Raw genomic sequence first — 19,689 nt, 5'->3', positions numbered from 1 at the left:
TAAAGTTAGTTTGTCTAGCATCTAAAAATAAAAATTGACGTTTCACGTTGTTTGTTTCGTTCAGTTTTCAAAGAACTTGTCCGCCGCTTCAGAAGCGACTTCATCATATTAACATCTTCATTTTTCGATGTCAACTAAGTTTTTAAATTTCTTTTTTGTCGTTTTCTGCGTTTCCGCATCAGCGACGTTTATTAATATACCATCATGTTTTTTAAATAACAAGTGTTTTTTATAAAAAACACAAAAAAATATCTATCCTACTTTCTTCTATAGAAAGAACTATTATCCTTCCTACTAAAAATAGTTATTCTGATTGTATACTACTACACTTCATTCAACCAAATTGCATTTCACAATACCTTCCCAAGTTTTCATTCTCTTCTATATTAAAGTTTATAATAATTATCCTTCTATAGAATAACGATATAACTTAGCCTTAAGAAAAAATTCCATCCACATTAAACAATTCCAATGCAAATATAAACTTAAGAATATTGTTAGAATTTTTTTACATTTAATTAATGAAAAATATCCATTTTTTGTTATATAGTAAGAAAGGATGTACTCAACTATAAATAAACCAATGGAGGAATTATTTTATGGATAGGTTAACAAAGTTTTCATTAAAAAACCGAGCTGCCATTATCATCATGATTTTTCTCATTTCCATACTCGGTGTTTATTCCGGCTCTAAATTACCTATGGAATTTTTACCAAGTATCGACAATCCAGCAATTACCGTCACAACCTTATCTCAAGGACTCGACGCTGAAACGATGACAAAGGATGTAACTGATCCTCTCGAAAAACAATTTCGCAATTTAGAGCACGTCGACACCATTACTTCTTCTACATACGAGGGATTATCACGTATCGACATTGCGTATACATCAAAAGCAAACATGAAAGATGCAGCACGCGAAGTCGAAAAAGCCGTCAATACAATTAAATTACCTAAAGATGTAACCAAGCCCGTAGTTAGTCAACTAAACACTTCTATGATTCCACTCGCCCAAATTACTATCCAGAAACAAAACGGGTTTTCAAAAGCAGATGAAAAACAAATTGAAAAAGAAATCGTACCACAACTCGAAAACATTGATGGTGTTGCTAATGTTATGTTTTTCGGAAAATCCACCTCTGAATTATCTATCGTACTTGATCCGAACCAATTAAAAAACAAAAACGTAACATCACAGCAGGTACTCACTGTTTTACAAGGAAAAGAAACTTCTACTCCAGCTGGGGCAATTACTGTTAATCAGGAAGAATACAACCTCCGCGTCATTGGGGACATAAAAAATGTAAATGACATTAAAAACATCACTGTGGTACCCCAAGTAAAATTGCAAGACATTGCTCAAATCGAAATCAAACAACACTACGATACAATCTCACATATAAACGGAGAAGAAGGCACTGGATTAATCATCATGAAAGAACCGAGCAAAAATGCAGTTGCAATTGGAAAAGAGATTGATAAAAAAGTTAAAGAGATAAATAAGGAATATAAAGATCAGTTTTCCATTAAACTTTTGGCCTCAACCCATGAACAAGTTGAAAATGCTGTTACTAGCATGGGAAAAGAAGTAATACTTGGAGCAATCGCTGCAACTCTAATTATCTTAATCTTTTTACGTAACTTCCGAACAACACTCATCGCTGTTGTCAGTATTCCATTATCTATTTTATTAACACTCTTTTTACTACATCAATCTAACATCACACTTAACATTTTAACCCTTGGTGGTTTAGCTGTTGCGGTTGGACGTCTCGTCGATGATAGTATCGTTGTCATCGAGAATATTTTCCGCCGTTTACAAAAAGATTCTTTCTCTAAAAATATTATTCTTGATGCAACGAAAGAAGTTGCCGTCGCAATTACTTCTTCTACTTTAACAACGGTCGCTGTTTTTTTACCTATCGGCCTCGTATCAGGAGCAATCGGAAAATTAATGTTACCTATGGTATTAGCAGTTGTATATTCTATTCTATCATCCTTAATCGTTGCACTCACAGTCGTTCCACTTATGGCTTTTTTACTACTCAAAAAAACAAAGCATCGAAAGCCAAGTTCTTCATCACGATATGTCACTACGTTAAAGTGGTCTCTTTCTCATAAATTCATTATTCTACTTACTGCATTTTTATTATTTGCAGGATCAATTGCAGCCTATATATTACTACCGAAAGCAAACATAAAATCTGAGGACGACACAATGTTATCTATTAACATGACATTTCCAGCCGATTATAATGCTGAAGCTCAAAAACAAAAAGCATTCGATTTCGAAAAGAAATTACTTTCTAATTCAGATGTAACAGACGTTATTTTACGAATGGGATCTAGCGCAGAAGATGCACAATGGGGGCAAACAACTAAAAATAACCTTGCTAGTATATTTGTAGTCTTTAAAAAAGGTTCTGATATTGATCAATATATTAAAGAGTTAAAAAAGGAAAATAAAACTTTTGAGCCTGCTGAACTTGATTATATAAAAACAAGTTATTCAAGCTCTGGCGGCGGCAACAACTTACAATTTAACGTAACAGCTACTAACGAAGCGGATTTAAAAGAGGCGGCTACTATCGTCGAAACAAAACTAAAAAGCATGGATGATCTTTCTAAAGTAAAAACGAATTTAGAAGACTCTAAGAAAGAATGGCAAATTCATATTGATCAAACAAAGGCTGAACAACTAGGTTTAACACCAGAAATAGCTGCGCAACAAGTAGCATTCCTTATTAAGAAGTCACCTATTGGCGAAATTACAATTAATAACGAAAAAACTACTATTATGATAGAACATAAAAAGGAAAACATTAGTAAACAAGAAGATATTTTAAATACAAACATACTATCACCTACTAATGGACCAATTCCTTTAAAAGACATCGCAACTATTTCAGAAAAACAAACGCAAACAGAAATTTTCCATAAAGACGGAAAAGAAACAATTCAAATTGCCGCCGAAGCTTCAAATGAAGATTTGAGTAAAGTAAACACAGCAGTAAATAAAGCGATAACTGACTTAGATTTACCTAGCGGTTCAAAAGTAAATATCGCAGGAGCTACTGAATCTATGCAAGAGAATTTTACAGATTTATTCAAAATTATGGGGATTGCAATCGGGATTGTATATTTAATTATGGTTATCACCTTCGGGCAAGCACGCGCTCCTTTTGCAATCCTATTCTCCTTGCCGTTAGCTGCTGTCGGTGGTATTTTAGGATTAATCATTTCACGAACACCTGTTGATGTAAATTCCTTGATCGGCGCATTAATGTTAATCGGAATTGTCGTTACAAATGCTATTGTATTAATAGAAAGAGTCCAACAAAATCGGGAACACGGAATGGAAACAAGAGAAGCCTTACTTGAAGCAGGCTCTACTAGACTACGCCCAATTATTATGACAGCTATAACAACAATCGTTGCTATGCTCCCACTCCTATTTGGCCAATCCCAAGCAGGAAGTATGGTATCAAAAAGTTTAGCCGTCGTTGTTATCGGTGGTTTGGCAGTCTCAACTATTCTTACATTAGTAGTCGTTCCAGTTATGTATGAATTATTAGATAAAATCGGGAGAAAAAGACGCTCCCGTAGGAAAATAAGCACTTCTACAGAAACACCTGATATTTAAAAACAAAAGACGTTATCTTCACAAATGAAGATAACGTCTTTTCTCTACTTAGTCATATAATCCATCATTTTTTCCATATATTGCTCTATAGGTTTACTAGAATCCACAATAAGGTATTCATTATTTAAAGGTCTTTGACTACCATTTAACCACTTTTCAAAACCTACTTCCGACTCCACCTTTTCAATTTGACTGATCATACGCTTACGTGTTTGCAGTCTCCTATTAATCTCTTCCATATCATTAAGATAACACTCAATATATTTATATTTCACACCATGTTTAGTTGATAATTTATTTCCTTTTTCAACCATTCCCTCATATAAACACGGACTATCCAATATAACACTATGCCCTTGTTCTAAATAAGAATCAATCAATACCCATTCGGCATCATACGCAAGCCCACCAACAATCGTTGATTCAATTCCTTTTACTTTTAATGATTTTAACAACGCGGATTTCAAAACATCATGATCTATAATTACAGCACCTGTTAATTTCGCTATATACTTAGAAACTGTCGATTTTCCTGACCCAGGAAAACCTGACATTTGCAGAAAAAACAAATTAAAACTCCTCTCTAAATTACATCTGTTCTTCTTTATAATTAATCACAAATTCAACAACCATTACATCCATTCCTTCTATATTAAAATACAAAAGAACCCCCTACTTATAAATAGAGAGTTCTTCTTTATAATTTATGCCGCTTTTACCTTTTTCGTTGCTTTACTTTTTCTTTTCGTTCCTGTAAAGCGCTTGTGTAATATAGATGCTATCAAGCGTGAAATAACATTGAATAGTAATACCATAATAATTAATACAGCTGCAGATTTTGTCGCAATCAACTTCGCATCTGGAATAACTCCTTCAGAATTTAATTTCCAAATGTGAACCGCTAATGTTTCAGCTGGTCTAAACGGATTTAAAGGATGCGCAGGACTTGAGAAATCCGCTGCTGAATTTAAAATCGGGGATGTTAAACCCGCTGTGTAAATTAATGCTGCCGCTTCCCCAAATATACGACCCGCCGCTAAAATAATCCCTGTAATAATTTGTGGTAATGACGATGGGATAATAATACGAGCGATTGTTTGCCACTTCGTTGCACCTAATCCAAGACTTGCCTCTTTTACATTATGAGGAACTTCTGAAATCGCATTTTCACAAACACGCGTTAAACCTGGTAAATTTAAAATAGTTAAAGCAAGAGCACCACCCATTACTGTGTATCCCCAACCTGTCATTGTAACGAACACTAACAAACCAAATAAACCAACAACAATAGAAGGTAAAGACGCCATCGTCTCTATACATAGACGAACAAAATTTAAAAAACGTCCTTGTTTTGCGTACTCCGCTAAATATATTCCAGCACCTAATCCAAGAGGAATAGATATAATAAGCGTTATAACAAGCATGTAGAAGGAATTGAATAACTGCGGACCAATCCCACCACCAGCTCTTGTATTGCTTGGTTCTCCAAACAAGAAATTAGGATCCCAAAATCCCCATCCCTTTTGTAAAATCTCAAATACTAAGAACACTAGCAAAGCTACAACTAAAGCCGCAACCGCATAAAAGATACCTGTCCAAACTTTATTTACCGTTCTTGCATTCATTATTATCGCTCACCTCTTTGCCCAATCGCTCGAATTACTAAAATAAACAGGAATGAAATAACAAGTAAAATCATCGCTAAAGTCCATAGCGCATTGTTCCAAGCAGTTCCGTTCAATGTATTCGTCATATCCATTGTTAAAATACCAGTTAACGTCGCTGTCGGACTATATATTCCTTCTGGTAATTTAATCGTATTCCCGATTACCATTTGAACCGCTAACGCTTCACCGAAAGCACGCGCTAAGCCTAAAACAACACCTGTTAAAATCCCTTTTTTCGCAGCAGGAACAATCACTCGGCTAATCGCTTGCCATTTTGTTGATCCTAGACCATAAGAAGCTTCTAAATAATCAAATGGAACAGAACGTATTGCATCAGAAGCGATACTAGCAATAGTAGGTAAAATCATAATACTTAATACAACAATACCCGCAATTAAACTAAAGCCTACTCCCCCAAACGAATCACGTAATAGTGGTACTAAAATCGTAACCCCTAATAATCCGTATACAACCGAAGGAATACCAACTAACAATTCTAGAACAGGCTTCAATACTTTATTTCCAAACTTTGGCGAAATTAAATTCATGAATATAGCAAGAGCTATAGCAATTGGTGCACTAATAATAACCGCACCTAACGAAACCACCGTTGAACCTACAATGAAAATTAAAGCCCCGAAGGATCCTTGATCAGCATTTGGATTCCATTTTGTCGATGTTAACATCTCAGTAAATGAGATACCACTTTGTGTAAAAGATTGAATACCTTTACCACAAATAAACGCAATAATAGCTAATGTAATTAAAACAATAAAAATACCACAAAACGTAACAAGTGATCTTCCTATATATTCACTTTTCACGTAATTAATTTGTTTTTTCCCCTTCATCACAGGACAGACCCCACTTCACAGATTGAAATGAACAGGACTGGCCTTGCAGCCAGCCCCATAAAACTTTATTACTTATTTAATTTAGACATTGGAATGTAGCCCATATCTTCTACTTGCTTTTCAAAGTCTTTACCTTTTACATAATCGATGTAAGCTTTTGTTGCTTCTTTCGCTTCACCTTTTGTTACCATATACTCGTAAGACCAGAATGGATATTTACCAGACGCAATGTTTTCAACTTTCGGTTCAGCACCATCAATTTTCACTGTTTGTAGTGCACCTTTTTTATCTCCAACCATGTAAGACATCGCTAAATAGCTTACTGAACCTGGAGTAGAATTGATAGCTTGCTCTACTGCACCGTTAGAATCTTGTGTTGTACCAGTTCCATCATTAATTTTCGCGTCTTTCATAATCGTTTTTTCAAATGTAGCACGTGTACCAGATGAAGCCGGACGATTAATTACGTTGATTTTTTCATCTTTTCCGCCTACTTCTTTCCAGTTTGTTACTTTTCCAGTGAAGATATCTTGTACTTGTTGCACTGTTAAGTTATCAACTTTTACATCTTTATTTACGACAAGAGCGAATGCAATACCCGCTACCTTGTTATCTACTAATTCTTTCGCCTTTTCAGCATCTTTTATTTTATCTCCAGACGGAACATCTGAATTACCAATTTGTACTGCACCAGATGCTACTTGGTTAATCCCAGTTCCACTACCGCCACCTTGAACTTGAATAGAAACTTTTGAATTTTTCTCCATGAATTTCTTTCCAGCTTCCTCCGCAAGAGGTAGAAGAGCTGTAGAACCAGCTGCTGCAATCGTACCTGATAATTCTTGTTTTGTATTATCGCTTCCTTTAGCAGTTTCTTTACTAGTTGTATCTTCTGCTTTCCCACACCCAACTAATGCTCCTGCTACCACTAAAGCTGCTAAAGAAAATTTAATACCTTTTTTCATAACCATGTCTTGTACCCCCATTTGGATTATCACTTTTCGAATTCATTTTCTTTCGAACACAAATTCATTGTAGGACAACAATATTATGTGAGTGTTAAGCAATTTTTAATTTTAAGTAAATGACGATAATCATCCTCAAAAGCTAGGAATCCCAACATTTGTAGTTAAAGAAGCAAACAAAAACCACACTAACTATGCTGTAATGTAAATTTATTCTTAACAATGTAAATTCAATGTAAATGTTTTTCTCTCTTTTTCCCTTTTAGTTAAAGTTACATTTACAATTCCGCTGTATTTTGTAACTTTTTCACGCCTAATTTATGCACATTAAAAAGAATTTCAGTAATATTTTTTAGTACAACTAAATAAATTGGAACAATTCTAAAATTAAATGAATATTTTTAAAGTACTAATTGACAGCATCATCCAATGTAGTCTACTATATTACTAACAAAAAGTTTACCTAAGGAAACTTTTTAAACTAACACTAAAAATATAGAGAAGAGGTAACTTTTATGGTATCGGCTAATACTAAACCCCTTTCCGAGTTTAAAACAGGGGAGTTTGTACAAATTGAGAAGATACAATTAGAAGGAACTATGAAACGACGTTTATTAGATTTGGGATTTATCCCAGGGGCAACGATTAAAGTATTGCAACGCAGTCCACTTGGAGATCCGGTCGCTTATCAAGTGAGCAACACAACTATTGCACTGCGCAAAGAAGAAAGCTCCCTTATTTTCGGGGTATTAATAGGAGATGATTTCAGATGAGCAAACATCGTATTGCTTTAGCTGGTAACCCGAATACCGGGAAAAGTACATTATTTAATACTTTAACAGGTTTAAAACAACATACTGGAAACTGGACGGGAAAAACTGTTTTAAAAGCTGAAGGAGAATATGAACATAACGGAAGTAATTATACATTAATAGATTTACCTGGAACTTACTCACTATACTCAAATTCCGCAGACGAAGAAGTAGCGAGGGATTATATTATATTCGAAAAACCAGAAGTAACTGTAGTTGTCATAGACGCAACTGCTATGGAAAGAAATTTAAATTTAGCACTCCAGGTGATGGAGATGACAAATAATGTAGTCATTTGCATTAACTTAATTGATGAAGCCGAGAAAAAAGGGATTGTTATCGATGAAAAGAAATTAGCAAAATCACTTGGTGTACCTGTCGTTAAAATTTCAGCACGTAACCGAGTAGGTATTGGTCATTTGCTAAATGTTATTGCAAAAGTAGCAAATAAAAAACTAATTCCAACACCAATTAAAATTACTTACAGCGAAAAAATCGAAAATATGATTCAGGAATTAGAACCACAAATTTATAAAGTGTTCGGTGATACGTATCCAGCACGTTGGATTGCGTTACGTATATTAGATGGAGATAAAAATTTCTTAACTACACTTCAAAAACACCATAATGAACCACTTGTAAGGGAGGTCGTAATTAATGGAATCTCACTCAGCCAGTAAAGCTCTTCCATTAGACTATATTATTCAACATGCACAAACACTTTCAAAAGAAGATATACGAGATGATATAGTCGGAGATATTTACCGAACATCTGCAAGCATATGTAAAGAATCTGTCCAATATACAAATACTGATAAATTATATCGTTCCGAAAAACTAGATAAAATTTTCACATCTCCAATCTGGGGATTCCCAATTATGCTCGGTATTTTATCTATTATTTTTTATCTTACAATTGCAGGCGCTAACGTACCATCTGATATGATTGCCGAATTCTTCGGATGGGCCGAAGGATATTTAACATCTTGGTTCCAAGCAGCGCATGCACCTGAATGGTTACATGGCATTTTAATACTTGGTTTGTTCCGTGGTATCGGTGCTGTTATTAGCGTTATGTTACCACCTATGGCAATCTTTTTCCCTATGTTCGCGCTATTAGAAAACTACGGATACTTACCACGTGTCGCGTTTAATATGGACCGCTTATTCAAACGATCCGGCGCACACGGGAAACAATCTTTAACAATGGCAATGGGATTTGGTTGTAATGCAGCAGCCATTATGTCAACACGTATCATTGAATCACCACGTGAACGTATGCTAGCAATTTTAACGAACAACTTCGTTCCTTGTAACGGTCGCTGGCCTATGTTAATTTTAATGGCTTCACTATTTATGGCTGCTGGTTATACAGGCAGTATGCAAACATTGGTTACTGCTGGCGTTGTAGTTGGAATGGTTGTAATTGGTGTTATTATGACATTAACTGTTTCTTGGGTACTATCAAAAACAGCCTTAAAAGGGGTTCCAACTCACTACACACTGGAGTTACCTCCGTACCGCAAGCCAAAAGTTTGGAATACAATTGTTCGCGCAACACTCGATAAATCAATCTACGTTTTAAAACGAGCTATAGTTGTTGCTGCCCCTGCAGCTGCATTAACTTGGTTACTTGCTAATATTTTTATCGGTGACACAAGCTTACTTATGTATTTTGTAAATTTCCTAGATCCATTTGCTAAAATGTTAGGACTTGACGGGTTTATTCTAGCTGCATTCATTCTTGGACTACCCGCTAATGAAATTGTAATCCCAATTTTATTAATGTCTTACTTATCAACTGGGGCTTTAACTGAAATAGATGATTTTAATCAAATTAAAAATCTATTCCTAGAAAATGGTTGGACTTGGTTAACAGCGTTAAACACAATGTTGTTCTCACTTCTTCATTTCCCGTGTGGAACAACACTGGTTAACATATACAAAGAAACAAAAAGTGCAAAATGGACATTCTTATCGTTTGCAATCCCTACCGTTATCGCCATTGTTGTTACATTCCTCTCTACACAATTGGTACATTGGTTAGGGCTTGTATAAAACAAAGCATACATAGAAGGCATCCCCCTTCACATATGCTTTGCCCGAAAGAAACCTGAAAATCATTCAGGTTTCTTTTTTTGTACATCAGTATTCCACGGCTGCGCTCCATACGTTGTGAGTTTTTTATGAATGAAATAAATAGCCCCCGGCAGCACCGCCATTAATATCGTGCAACTAATTCCTAATCCAGTAAACAACTTTCATCACCTTATTTCACTCTTTTCGGTAAAGCTGAACCTGAATGTTCAATTGTTGGATGAACGTGAACAGTAATTTCAGCATTACTAAAGTAATTTTCGCCTTGATCCCAATTCTTACTTATTTTTGTCCATTCTTTATAATTATGTCTCTTATACACTTCCCCTAACTCTAATACATCTACCTTATATTTTTTTTGAACAAGCTTAATCGATTTTTGAATACGCTCCTCCATTTCTTCCGATATATCCTTCTCTAAACGCTTTTCATTCAAAACCTTTTTATGATCACTAAAGTGCAACTCAGCTATTGTACCTTCCAGAAATAAATGAATATTAAATTTCGGTTTTGTAGCATTCGTTGTGGATACTTTAATTTTTCGACGTAACTTATGAATTTCATATGTAATAAGTTGATTCTTTTTACGGATGGTAAAAAAGCCTCCAATTTTTTTACCTATTATATAATTCATCCCTAATGTTTCTTCCCCACTCAAATTGCCTACACACTTATTATCCTTTCCACGAAACAATGCTGCACCGTTCATTTGTACTCCTTGCTTTGTTAGTTCCAGAATAGGCAATACAAAACTTCGGTTAGAGATCATCTTTTCCTGCACCTCACCAATTCTTGCAGCCTCAATCATTTGGGCATTTTTCGGAGGGTGTTCAGCTAACATATCAATATACTGCGCCGGTAAATTTTCAGGCTTGGCACTTTGTTTTAAAATAGCTTCGGCATTTTTATTAGAAACGAACAAACGAATATTTCTTCTCATCTCATGATCGCGAATATATACATCTAACGTATTTTGTAAAATGTATGGATGTGAAAGTAATTCTTCAGAGAAAATAATCACCTGTATATGAGGGAAAAATAATGTACGACTAATTTTTTTTGCGATTATTCTTATTTGTTCAAATACACTATCTGCTTTTGCACTAACATTAATATAATTTTCGCTATCCCCACCCCCTTGTCCGCCCTGTTGAGACAATTTACTAGGGAGTACCATCTGATAGGTCCCTTTCATAATTGGATTCGCTTTCTTCTCCTTCACGATATCGTAAGCCGCTCCTACTACAAATCCTCTTTCTTCTATCTCTTCTAACTCAGAACACCCACTCATAAATCCAGTTAAAGCCATAACCATTATAATTTTAAGAAGGCGTTTCATTGCCACCATTCCTTCTTTTTATTTTATATATAATTAAAACGAGCAAAGGAGCTAACACAACAAACCCCATATCTATCCAAGCTAAATAAGTCCCATAACTTGATAAAGTATTCAAACTACTAGGTATCATATTCACCATAAAAATAATAGGGGCACTTACGAAAATAAAAATATGTTTCTTCACTTTCGGAAACATAGCACAAAACAATAAAGATGCGACGTCATAATACATTGCTGTAGTGTTATAAATTGTAATAATCCAAGTCGTAAAAAAAATCGCATCAAACCTTTCTAAAAATCCTCCCCCAATTTCAATTTCTTTCCCTAATTCAATTGTTGGATATGTCAATCCACGTGTTGTCATATAAGTAAAAACGCTAATACAAGTTACATAAATTAAAATGTATGACAGCACGTTTACCATCACCGCTTTCGCGACTGCCATTGGCGCTTTTTTCGCTGTCTTATCATTTAGCAACACCGCATAAAATAAAGCTACTTCAAATCCAATAAACGTAAAAATAGAATTTTTAACTCCAACAGCATATTGACTTACTTTCGTTTGAAAAGCTGGTAGTAAATTATTTATTTCCATTAAATTTATATTCAATAAAGAAAGAAGTACTATTGCAATTAAAACAATAGGTAAGAATAAAACATTTAACCTTAATAAGGCTGCTCGTGATCCTGCTATTCCATAAATAACAACTAATAAGAAGAAGAAAGACAGTAGTTGTATCGGTGTATCACTAAATAAATACGTTTGAGAAATAACTGAAATCATTCGCGATTCATATGCTGTCAAAGCAGCAAACGTTAATACTAAAATACTACTAATTGTGTATGCAACAGGCTTCGTCAAATGCGCACTCGTATATTGAACAAAATTTTGTTTCGGAAATAAGATAGCTACTCTCGTCACAAACCAACCTAAAACTGCGCAGATCAATCCACCCAAAAGCAAGATAATCCAACCGTCCGAAAATAAAGTTTGGTTAGCGATATCTCTTGGCATAGACAATGCCCCTATACCAATAATGGTCGATGATACCGCAAACCCAATTTCCCGAGATCCAATCTCTTCATCGCCATACTCAAATGGTTTCACTTATTTTCGCTCCTTTGGACGTATTGTAGAATCTTTTGTTTGTAAGTACTCTGGTCTATCTTTCAACATCGATTTTGGCATGCGAATAAATTCTTCTTTCCAATCTTTATAAAATGCAGGAGCAATTGGGGTTGTATACGGTATACCAACACTTGTTAAATTTGTAATATGAATAGCAAGTGCAATCAGAGCTAGAATGATCCCATACAACCCAAAAGCCGTTGCAGCTAATACAAAGACGAAAAGTAAAATTCGGAACGTAATCGTAATACTATATACAGGAAGCGAAAACGTAGCAATCGCAGTAACCGCAATAATAATAACTAAAAACGGATTTACAATCCCTGCATTTACCGCAGCTTCTCCAATTACAAGACCTCCTACAATCCCTATCGTTTGTCCCATCGGTTTCGGCAATCGGATTCCAGCTTCTCGTATTAATTCCATAGTCAAGGCCATCATTAACGTTTCAATATATGCTGGAAACGGAACACCTTCCCTCGCACCCGCAATTGAATAAGCCAGTTTAGAAGGAATAAGTCCTTGATGGTAAGATACAAGCGCTACATACATAGCTGGTAACAAAACCGCAATTATACCTGATCCCATACGTAAAAATCTTAATAACGTTCCAATCACCCAGCGCTCGTAATGATCTTCTACAGATTGAAAAATATCAACAAATACGAGTGGCGCGATAAGAGCAAACGGGGATCCATCTACTAAAATGGCCGCCTTCCCTTTCGCTAATGAGGCTATAATATTATCAGGCCTCTCCGTATTCAAAAATTGTGGAAATGGGGATAAATTATTATCCTGAATTAATTGTTCAATCGTACCTGTTTCCAAAACGACATCTGTCACTATTGATTGAAGACGGCGATCTAACTCTTTTACAATGTGAGGATTTATAATATCTTCTATATATACTAGGGTTACTTCTTTCTGCGATCGCTTCCCCATAATATAAGATTGGAACCTCAACTTTGGATCGCGTAAACTGCGTCGGATTAACATTTTATTCACATTAATATCTTCATTCAATCCAACTCTCGGTCCGCGTATTAAATCTTCTGTCACTGGTGGCTCTAAACTTCTCTTCTCCCAAGCCCTACTATTAATAACGATAGCAGTTTGAATATTATCAATTAATATAACTGTATCTCCCGCTAAAATCGCATTCATAATATCTGGAAACTTCGTCTTTACACCCACTTCTGCGATAGAAATAAAACGATCCAATAACGTTTGAACAACAGCTTCCTCATTTTGAATTTCTTCGTATTGCAGTGTGCGAATGACATATTTATAAACATTATCCTTATCTGTTAATCCACATAAAAACACAACCGCACAACGTGTAAAACTCCCAGCAAGAGCAACTTCTCTAATTGTTAAATCATTAGGTGAACCTAACTCATCCCTAATTTCTTTCATAACTTCAAATAAGTTACCTTCAAGCTCTAACAATTTCCCCACCTAACTTCCTTTTCAACAAGTTTTTAGTTAGATTCCGCTAATAGAAGAAAATATATACAAAAAAGAGCTATCTCTTTGCAAAGATAGCTCCAATAAACGAATTACTTTTCTACTATTGTAGTGTTTTTCTTTATAAATACACCTTTTGTAAATCCACTAACTACAAACATCACAATCATATTAATTAACAATGCGACTATGCCCACATTCAAATCTTTTATATACTGCGGAAAACTCGGAAACATCGTAGCTATAGTTGAGCCAGATAAGGTAATATATGCGACCACTAACAGCCCAACTCCCATTCCTGCAATCGCTCCTTGCTTCGTAACAATTTGGCGTGGAAACAAGCTACATACAAGTGCAGGGAAAAGTTGCGTAACGATACTGTACCCCATTAAGAGAAGCGCTCCTATTGTTTCCCCTCCTTTAAATGTAAATAAAACTGCCACGAGCGTTACTACAGGCACAAATAATTTTGCCATCTTAGCAACTTGTCTATCTGAAGCGGATGGAACAATCGTTCGATAAATATTTTTTGCTAACAGTGTAGAAGCCGCCATAACAAGCATAGAGCCTGGAACCAATGCCGTTAATACTCCCGCACTACCAATAATCCCAATAAACCAAGGATCAAAAGTTTGTAAAGCAAGACGAACTAACGAAAGATCTACATCCGCTCCCTTTAACCCAGGAACTTGCAATATAGCAGCAAACCCTGCGAAAAATACGAAAAGTAACACTAAAGAATACAATGGCATAATTGCTGCATTTTTACGAAATACTTTTTCATTTTTTGCAGAAAAAGCAGAAGCAAATGTATGAGGCCACATATAGAAACCGAGGGCCGTTAATATAATAGTAGAAACAAACCAAGAAATACTCATTCCTTCTTCAGGTAAAGATAAAAATCCTGGTTTCGCTGCTTCTACAGCTTCAAACATCGGCTGAAATCCTCCATAATAATGATACGGTAAATATATACCTAAAAACATAACGATAAACAGTATCATAATATCCTTCAAAGCAGCCGTCCAAGCTGAACCGTGTATACCTGAAACCATTACATATATAGTTATAACAATAGCACCAATCCAAACCGCAACAACAGGTGATACCCTTCCGTAAGACGCTTCTGAAACGATAATTCCCAGTCCCTTTAACTGTAAAACAAGATATGGGATGATGGAAACAACACCAACAATTGAAACAATAAGTCCAAGCGCCTTACTTCTGTATTTCTTCGCAAAAAAATCCGACTGCGAAACAAGGTTATGCTCTTTTGCATACTTCCAAATCGGTGGCAATAAAAAATACGATAAAAGATAAGCTAAAGCACCATAGCCTAAAATATAAAAGGTAGGTGCGCCTTTACTATATGCCCAGCCGCTTCCTCCTAAAAATGTAAACGTCGTATAAATCTCACCTGCCATAAGGAGAAAAACAAAAATAGTGCCAAACCCTCTTCCTCCAACTGACCATTGCTCTAAATTCATATCTTTTCCATGTTGTGCCCGAATCCCTAAAAATAGTGCGAGAAACAAAAATAAAATAATGATAAGTAATGCAGTCATTTTACATCCTCCTTATTAGCAGGATCAAACACGTACACAAGCCCCATACAAAGAGAAGTAATAAACACTGATAATAATACCCAAAATAATAAAAAGGGCATCCCTAATACGTAAGGAGTAACTGAATTCGCAAATATTGGCCCAACTACTAAACAAAGAACTGGAATAAGCGCTAGGATGTGTATTTTCTTCATCTCATTCTCCTTTACTTATAAAGTTCATAATGGCTGATACAAAGACTTCCACTCCAATCGGTAATGCATCTTCGTCAATCGTAAAACGAGGGTGATGGTGAGGATATATAATACCTTTCTCTTTATTTCCTGCTCCGATAAAAAAGAATGTCCCCGGTGCCTTTTGTAAAAACGCTGAAAAATCTTCTCCAGCCATCGTTGGCTGTAAACGAACAACTCTATCCCTTCCATAAAGTTGTAATGCCGTTTGTTCAATAAGCTCTGTAGCTTCATAGTCATTTACAACTGGTCGATATCCATATTCATATGAAAATGTATATTTCGCTCCGTAAGATTCCGTAATATACTTCACAATCCGCTCAATCTTCTTCTCTGTTTCACCTCGTAATTCATGTCTTAAACTTCTCACTGTCCCTTCAATCTCGGCTTGCTCTGGTATTACATTATGAGTTGTCCCCGCATGAAATTGCGTAACAGATATTACGAGCGAATCTAATGGATTCGTGAGGCGAGATACAATTTGCTGAAGTTGCGAAACGACTTGTGTTCCGATTGCGATACTATCCACCGTTTCATGAGGAATTCCAGCATGTCCACCTTTTCCCTCTATCTTAATTTTAAAAACATCCGGTGCAGCCATTGCAGGACCATAAATAACACCTATTTTCCCAACCTCTAACGACGCCCAAAGGTGAGCACCAATAATATAATCCACACCTTCCATTACACCTGCAGCAACCATCTCCTCTGCACCACCAGGGAAATTCTCTTCAGCATGTTGGAATAGAAAACGAATCTCCCCTTTAATCTTCTCTCTTTCTTCCACTAACTTATGTACGACTCCAAGTAATATCGCTATATGTCCATCATGACCGCATGCATGCATCACACCTTTATATGTAGAAATAAAATCAAACTCATTTTCTTCATGAATAGGAAGAGCATCCATATCGGCTCGAACCGCAACTGTTTTGCCCGGCTGTTTACCTACTAATTTTGCCATCACACTATATTTAGTCGGCCGTGACACTTCTAAATACGGGAATTTCCGAAGTATGTCGAACACAAACTGCGATGTTTTTTCTTCTTGAAAAGATAACTCTGGATACTTATGAAAATGCCTTCTCCACTCAACTAACTGATTTTTTGACAAAACAAGTTCCTTTGCAACATCCATACCCCTTCACTCCTTCTTCACCAAGTTAAATGTTATTATAACGTGAATTGCTAACTTTTAAAAGAATCTTCTGAATTTTCAGTGATGATAAACTAAAAAGAAAAAGCCATCCAAAAGATGACTTTTTCATTATTATAAAATAGTAATTGCTTGTTTTCCCATTTGCTCCCAAGCTTTCTCAAATTCTGCTCGTGGAACAGCCAAACGCGGGTTATTTTTAAGAGGATCATTTACATATACAAAGTTTTGATCATATCCAATTACTACTGCACTATGCTCATAATATGTAATTTTCACTTCGCCCGAACTCGTATTCCATGTTTCAAAACTACTTTCAGCTAGCGGCTTAAACGTCGTATTAATAATGACCCATACCGGTGAACCAGAACTAATTACTTTATATATATCTTGCATGTCTCTACCTGTTAAATTAATTACTTTTTCAGGAACATATTTTTCTGCTAAATTAAAAATCGGTTGATTATATACACCATATCCAGGCTCTGCCTTTGTGTAAATATTTCCAACAAACCCTTCGTAAGGATTTCCCCGTACGCCATTTTGTTCAAATGGAACGCGATGAATTTCGCTAGCAAGTTGCATCTTATCTACTTGTACACCTTTATATTGCAGCAACATAGCTAAACTTGTCACTTCACATCCTCGAGGTAATTCTGGTAATTGTTTAATAAACGGAACATCTTCAATCATAGCTGCTTCTTTCATTTCAGATAGAAACTCTAAGCGTAGAACTTGCGCCTTTTGCATGATTTTATCTTTTCCTATAAAAAATGCAGCAGCAAGTATAATCCCAAAAACAAAAAGATATTTTAACTTTTTCATTATAAACAAAACTCCATTAATTATTATTTTACAGACACAACTCTTATCATTGTACCCTTCTTCTTACTAGTTTGCTAGAAAGATCATGTGAATTATCGCTCATAGAATTAATTATAAAAATTCTAATTATTTTTAATAAAAAGAAAAATAAATATACATTTCCAGAATATTTTGCTAAAATCAAAATTGTTAACATAGTGAAGATATCACCATGTTAACAAACATTCTTAGAGTATTTAGTCATAGTTCGTTTTTTTACATACTCCATTCATTTCATAGCAAATAAACCGAGTGTGTTTTGCATCCCCCACTAATGATTAAAAACTCAGAATAAAACGAAGTTCACACATTCAAGAAAATACGGGGTGAGGGGCATATGAATCAACAAATTGAACAAACAGATTTAAAACGAACAATGAAAAGTAGACACCTATTTATGATTGCACTCGGCGGCGTTATCGGAACCGGTCTATTTATGGGATCTGGTCAAATCGTCCATAATGCCGGACCTGGTGGTGCTATTCTTGCATTTTTAGTCGGTGGATTTGTTATGTATTTAACGATGTTATGTCTTGGTGAATTATCCGTTGCTATGCCAGAAGCAGGTTCATTCCAAAGCTATGCAAGCAAATTTATTTCACCTGGTTTTGGATTTGTTGTCGGTTGGATGTATTGGCTAAATTGGGCTGTTACGGTGGGAGTAGAGTTAACAACTGTAAGTATTTTAATGAAACGCTGGTTTCCAGACGTTTCTTCATGGATTTGGTGCGTTACATTTGCAGCAGCACTCTTCCTCGTAAACGCTTTATCAGCAAAAGCATATGCAGAAGCAGAGTTTTGGTTCGCAAGTGTAAAAGTCGCGACAATTGTTATTTTTATCGTACTTGGTGGCGCTGTTATGTTCGGTCTACTAGACTTTAATGGAAAGCCAGCTCCAATGCTTCATAATTTCACTGAAAATGGCGGGCTATTTCCAAACGGCGCATTAGCTGTTCTTCTTACGATGATTACAGTAAATTACTCCTTCCAAGGAACAGAATTAATCGGAATCGCTTCAGGAGAAAGTGAAAACCCTGAAAAAACAATTCCAAAAGCAATCAAAAACACAATTTGGCGAACTCTCTTCTTCTTCGTCTTAGCTATATCAGTTGTTGTAGGTTTACTCCCATGGCAAGAGGCTAATCTAGTCGAAAGTCCCTTTGTACTTGTTTTTGATGTAGCCGGTGTCCCATATGCAGCAGACATTATGAACTTCGTTATTATTACAGCTGTATTATCCGTTGCTAACTCTGGTCTATACGCAAATTCTCGTATGCTTTGGGCGATGGCAAAACAAGGAATGGCAAGTCCAGCATTTACGAAATTAACTAAAAGAGGTGTACCGCTAAATGCACTAATTTTCAGCCTAATTTTCGCTAGCCTTTCTTTATTAACAAGTGTATTTGCGGCAGATACTGTCTTTCTAGTTTTAACCTCTATTGCAGCAATGGCTGCTGTTGTCGTGTGGATGTCAATCGCCGCTTCACAGTTTTTCTTCCGTAGAAATTTCGTGAAAAATGGTGGCGACATAAATGATTTAAAATATCGTACACCGCTCTATCCGCTAGTTCCAATCGTAGCGTTCTCGCTCAATTTCATTACATTTGTTAGTTTGGCTTTCATTCCAGATCAAAGAATTGCTCTTTATTGTGGCATTCCATTTATGATTATTTGTTACATTTTATACCAAGTTAAATATAAAAAAGTTGTCACACTTGAACAGCCACGAACTATCACACAAGAAATAAACTAAATATACAAAATATTCAGCTATCTTTCTTATGATAAGATAGCTTTTTTCTATTTCTTGGATATCCTGGTATAACTTTATTTATCTTAAAATTTTCACAATCACGTTTTTCTCTGGAAAATAGTTTACAATGTAATCAAGTTACAA

The 19,689-nt window shown here is 35.6% G+C and carries 17 protein-coding genes; 5 read left to right on the top strand and 12 right to left on the bottom strand.

Annotated elements, in window-relative coordinates:
* The first annotated feature begins 599 nt into the window (after nt 1–599).
* Complete coding sequence (locus MRP26_RS25075) at nt 600–3,644, top strand: efflux RND transporter permease subunit (protein WP_242807042.1); 3,045 nt, start codon at nt 600–602, stop codon at nt 3,642–3,644.
* A gap of 44 nt (nt 3,645–3,688) precedes the next feature.
* Here the strand turns inward: MRP26_RS25075 and MRP26_RS25070 are convergent, their stop codons facing one another.
* From MRP26_RS25070 to MRP26_RS25055, 4 genes are all read right to left on the bottom strand, one after another.
* The gene (locus MRP26_RS25070; protein ID WP_075718855.1) at nt 3,689–4,213 is read right to left on the bottom strand and encodes a P-loop nucleotide/nucleoside kinase family protein; all 525 of its coding nucleotides are present in this window, start codon (nt 4,211–4,213) and stop codon (nt 3,689–3,691) included.
* Between the two features lie 135 nt (nt 4,214–4,348).
* Nucleotides 4,349–5,269, bottom strand: coding sequence for a phosphate ABC transporter permease PstA (pstA, locus tag MRP26_RS25065; RefSeq protein WP_000994139.1), 921 nt, complete (start codon nt 5,267–5,269; stop codon nt 4,349–4,351).
* A 2-nt stretch (nt 5,270–5,271) separates the two neighbouring features.
* Entirely contained in the window at nt 5,272–6,162 is an 891-nt protein-coding gene (gene pstC / locus MRP26_RS25060; RefSeq protein ID WP_000676676.1) for a phosphate ABC transporter permease subunit PstC, read from the bottom strand.
* Nucleotides 6,163–6,233: 71 nt separating this feature from the next.
* Entirely contained in the window at nt 6,234–7,136 is a 903-nt protein-coding gene (locus tag MRP26_RS25055; protein ID WP_000245112.1) for a phosphate ABC transporter substrate-binding protein PstS family protein, read from the bottom strand.
* 509 nt (nt 7,137–7,645) lie between these two features.
* Here MRP26_RS25055 and MRP26_RS25050 point away from each other — a divergent pair.
* From MRP26_RS25050 to MRP26_RS25040, 3 genes are read left to right on the top strand one after another with little or no spacing between them, the layout of a single operon-like run.
* A complete protein-coding gene (locus MRP26_RS25050; RefSeq protein WP_000252989.1) occupies nt 7,646–7,903 on the top strand; it encodes a FeoA family protein in 258 nt (85 codons plus the stop codon).
* Nucleotides 7,900–8,622, top strand: a complete 723-nt coding sequence (locus MRP26_RS25045) for a FeoB small GTPase domain-containing protein (protein ID WP_000033865.1) — start codon at nt 7,900–7,902, stop codon at nt 8,620–8,622. The genes MRP26_RS25050 and MRP26_RS25045 overlap by 4 nt, the downstream gene beginning before the upstream one ends.
* Nucleotides 8,600–10,000, top strand: coding sequence for a nucleoside recognition domain-containing protein (locus MRP26_RS25040; RefSeq protein WP_000443602.1), 1,401 nt, complete (start codon nt 8,600–8,602; stop codon nt 9,998–10,000). Before MRP26_RS25045 ends, MRP26_RS25040 begins: the two co-directional genes overlap by 23 nt.
* 62 nt (nt 10,001–10,062) lie before the next feature.
* Here MRP26_RS25040 and MRP26_RS25035 read toward each other — a convergent pair whose 3' ends face one another.
* The 8 genes from MRP26_RS25035 to MRP26_RS25000 all read right to left on the bottom strand — a co-directional run bounded on the left by MRP26_RS25035 (nt 10,063) and on the right by MRP26_RS25000 (nt 17,753).
* Entirely contained in the window at nt 10,063–10,200 is a 138-nt protein-coding gene (locus MRP26_RS25035) for a hypothetical protein (RefSeq protein ID WP_000493991.1), read from the bottom strand.
* 11 nt (nt 10,201–10,211) lie between these two features.
* The gene (gene gerLC / locus MRP26_RS25030; protein WP_144465663.1) at nt 10,212–11,378 is read right to left on the bottom strand and encodes a spore germination protein GerLC; all 1,167 of its coding nucleotides are present in this window, start codon (nt 11,376–11,378) and stop codon (nt 10,212–10,214) included.
* On the bottom strand, nt 11,362–12,486 hold the full coding sequence (gerLB, locus tag MRP26_RS25025) for a spore germination protein GerLB (RefSeq protein WP_000802006.1): 1,125 nt from the start codon (nt 12,484–12,486) through the stop codon (nt 11,362–11,364). Before gerLB ends, gerLC begins: the two co-directional genes overlap by 17 nt.
* Complete coding sequence (gene gerLA / locus MRP26_RS25020; protein ID WP_103574563.1) at nt 12,487–13,965, bottom strand: spore germination protein GerLA; 1,479 nt, start codon at nt 13,963–13,965, stop codon at nt 12,487–12,489.
* Between the two features lie 101 nt (nt 13,966–14,066).
* Entirely contained in the window at nt 14,067–15,539 is a 1,473-nt protein-coding gene (locus MRP26_RS25015) for a sodium:solute symporter family protein (RefSeq protein WP_063546480.1), read from the bottom strand.
* A complete protein-coding gene (locus tag MRP26_RS25010) occupies nt 15,536–15,733 on the bottom strand; it encodes a DUF3311 domain-containing protein (protein ID WP_000719836.1) in 198 nt (65 codons plus the stop codon). The genes MRP26_RS25015 and MRP26_RS25010 overlap by 4 nt, the downstream gene beginning before the upstream one ends.
* A 1-nt stretch (nt 15,734) precedes the next feature.
* Nucleotides 15,735–16,910, bottom strand: coding sequence for an amidohydrolase (locus tag MRP26_RS25005; RefSeq protein WP_075717261.1), 1,176 nt, complete (start codon nt 16,908–16,910; stop codon nt 15,735–15,737).
* Nucleotides 16,911–17,042: 132 nt separating this feature from the next.
* Nucleotides 17,043–17,753 (bottom strand): C39 family peptidase, encoded by a 711-nt coding sequence (locus MRP26_RS25000; protein ID WP_000734491.1) that lies wholly within the window; start codon nt 17,751–17,753, stop codon nt 17,043–17,045.
* 376 nt (nt 17,754–18,129) lie between these two features.
* Between MRP26_RS25000 and MRP26_RS24995 the strand changes: the two genes are divergently transcribed.
* On the top strand, nt 18,130–19,545 hold the full coding sequence (locus MRP26_RS24995; RefSeq protein WP_088021833.1) for an amino acid permease: 1,416 nt from the start codon (nt 18,130–18,132) through the stop codon (nt 19,543–19,545).
* Nucleotides 19,546–19,689: the final 144 nt, after the last annotated feature.

Origin of the sequence: Bacillus sp. CCB-MMP212 (genome assembly GCF_022748145.1) — a bacterium.
Taxonomy (GTDB): Bacteria; Bacillota; Bacilli; order Bacillales; family Bacillaceae_G; genus Bacillus_A; species Bacillus_A cereus.
Note: the sequence above shows the minus strand (reverse complement) of the source record. Positions and strands in the feature narration are given on the sequence as shown.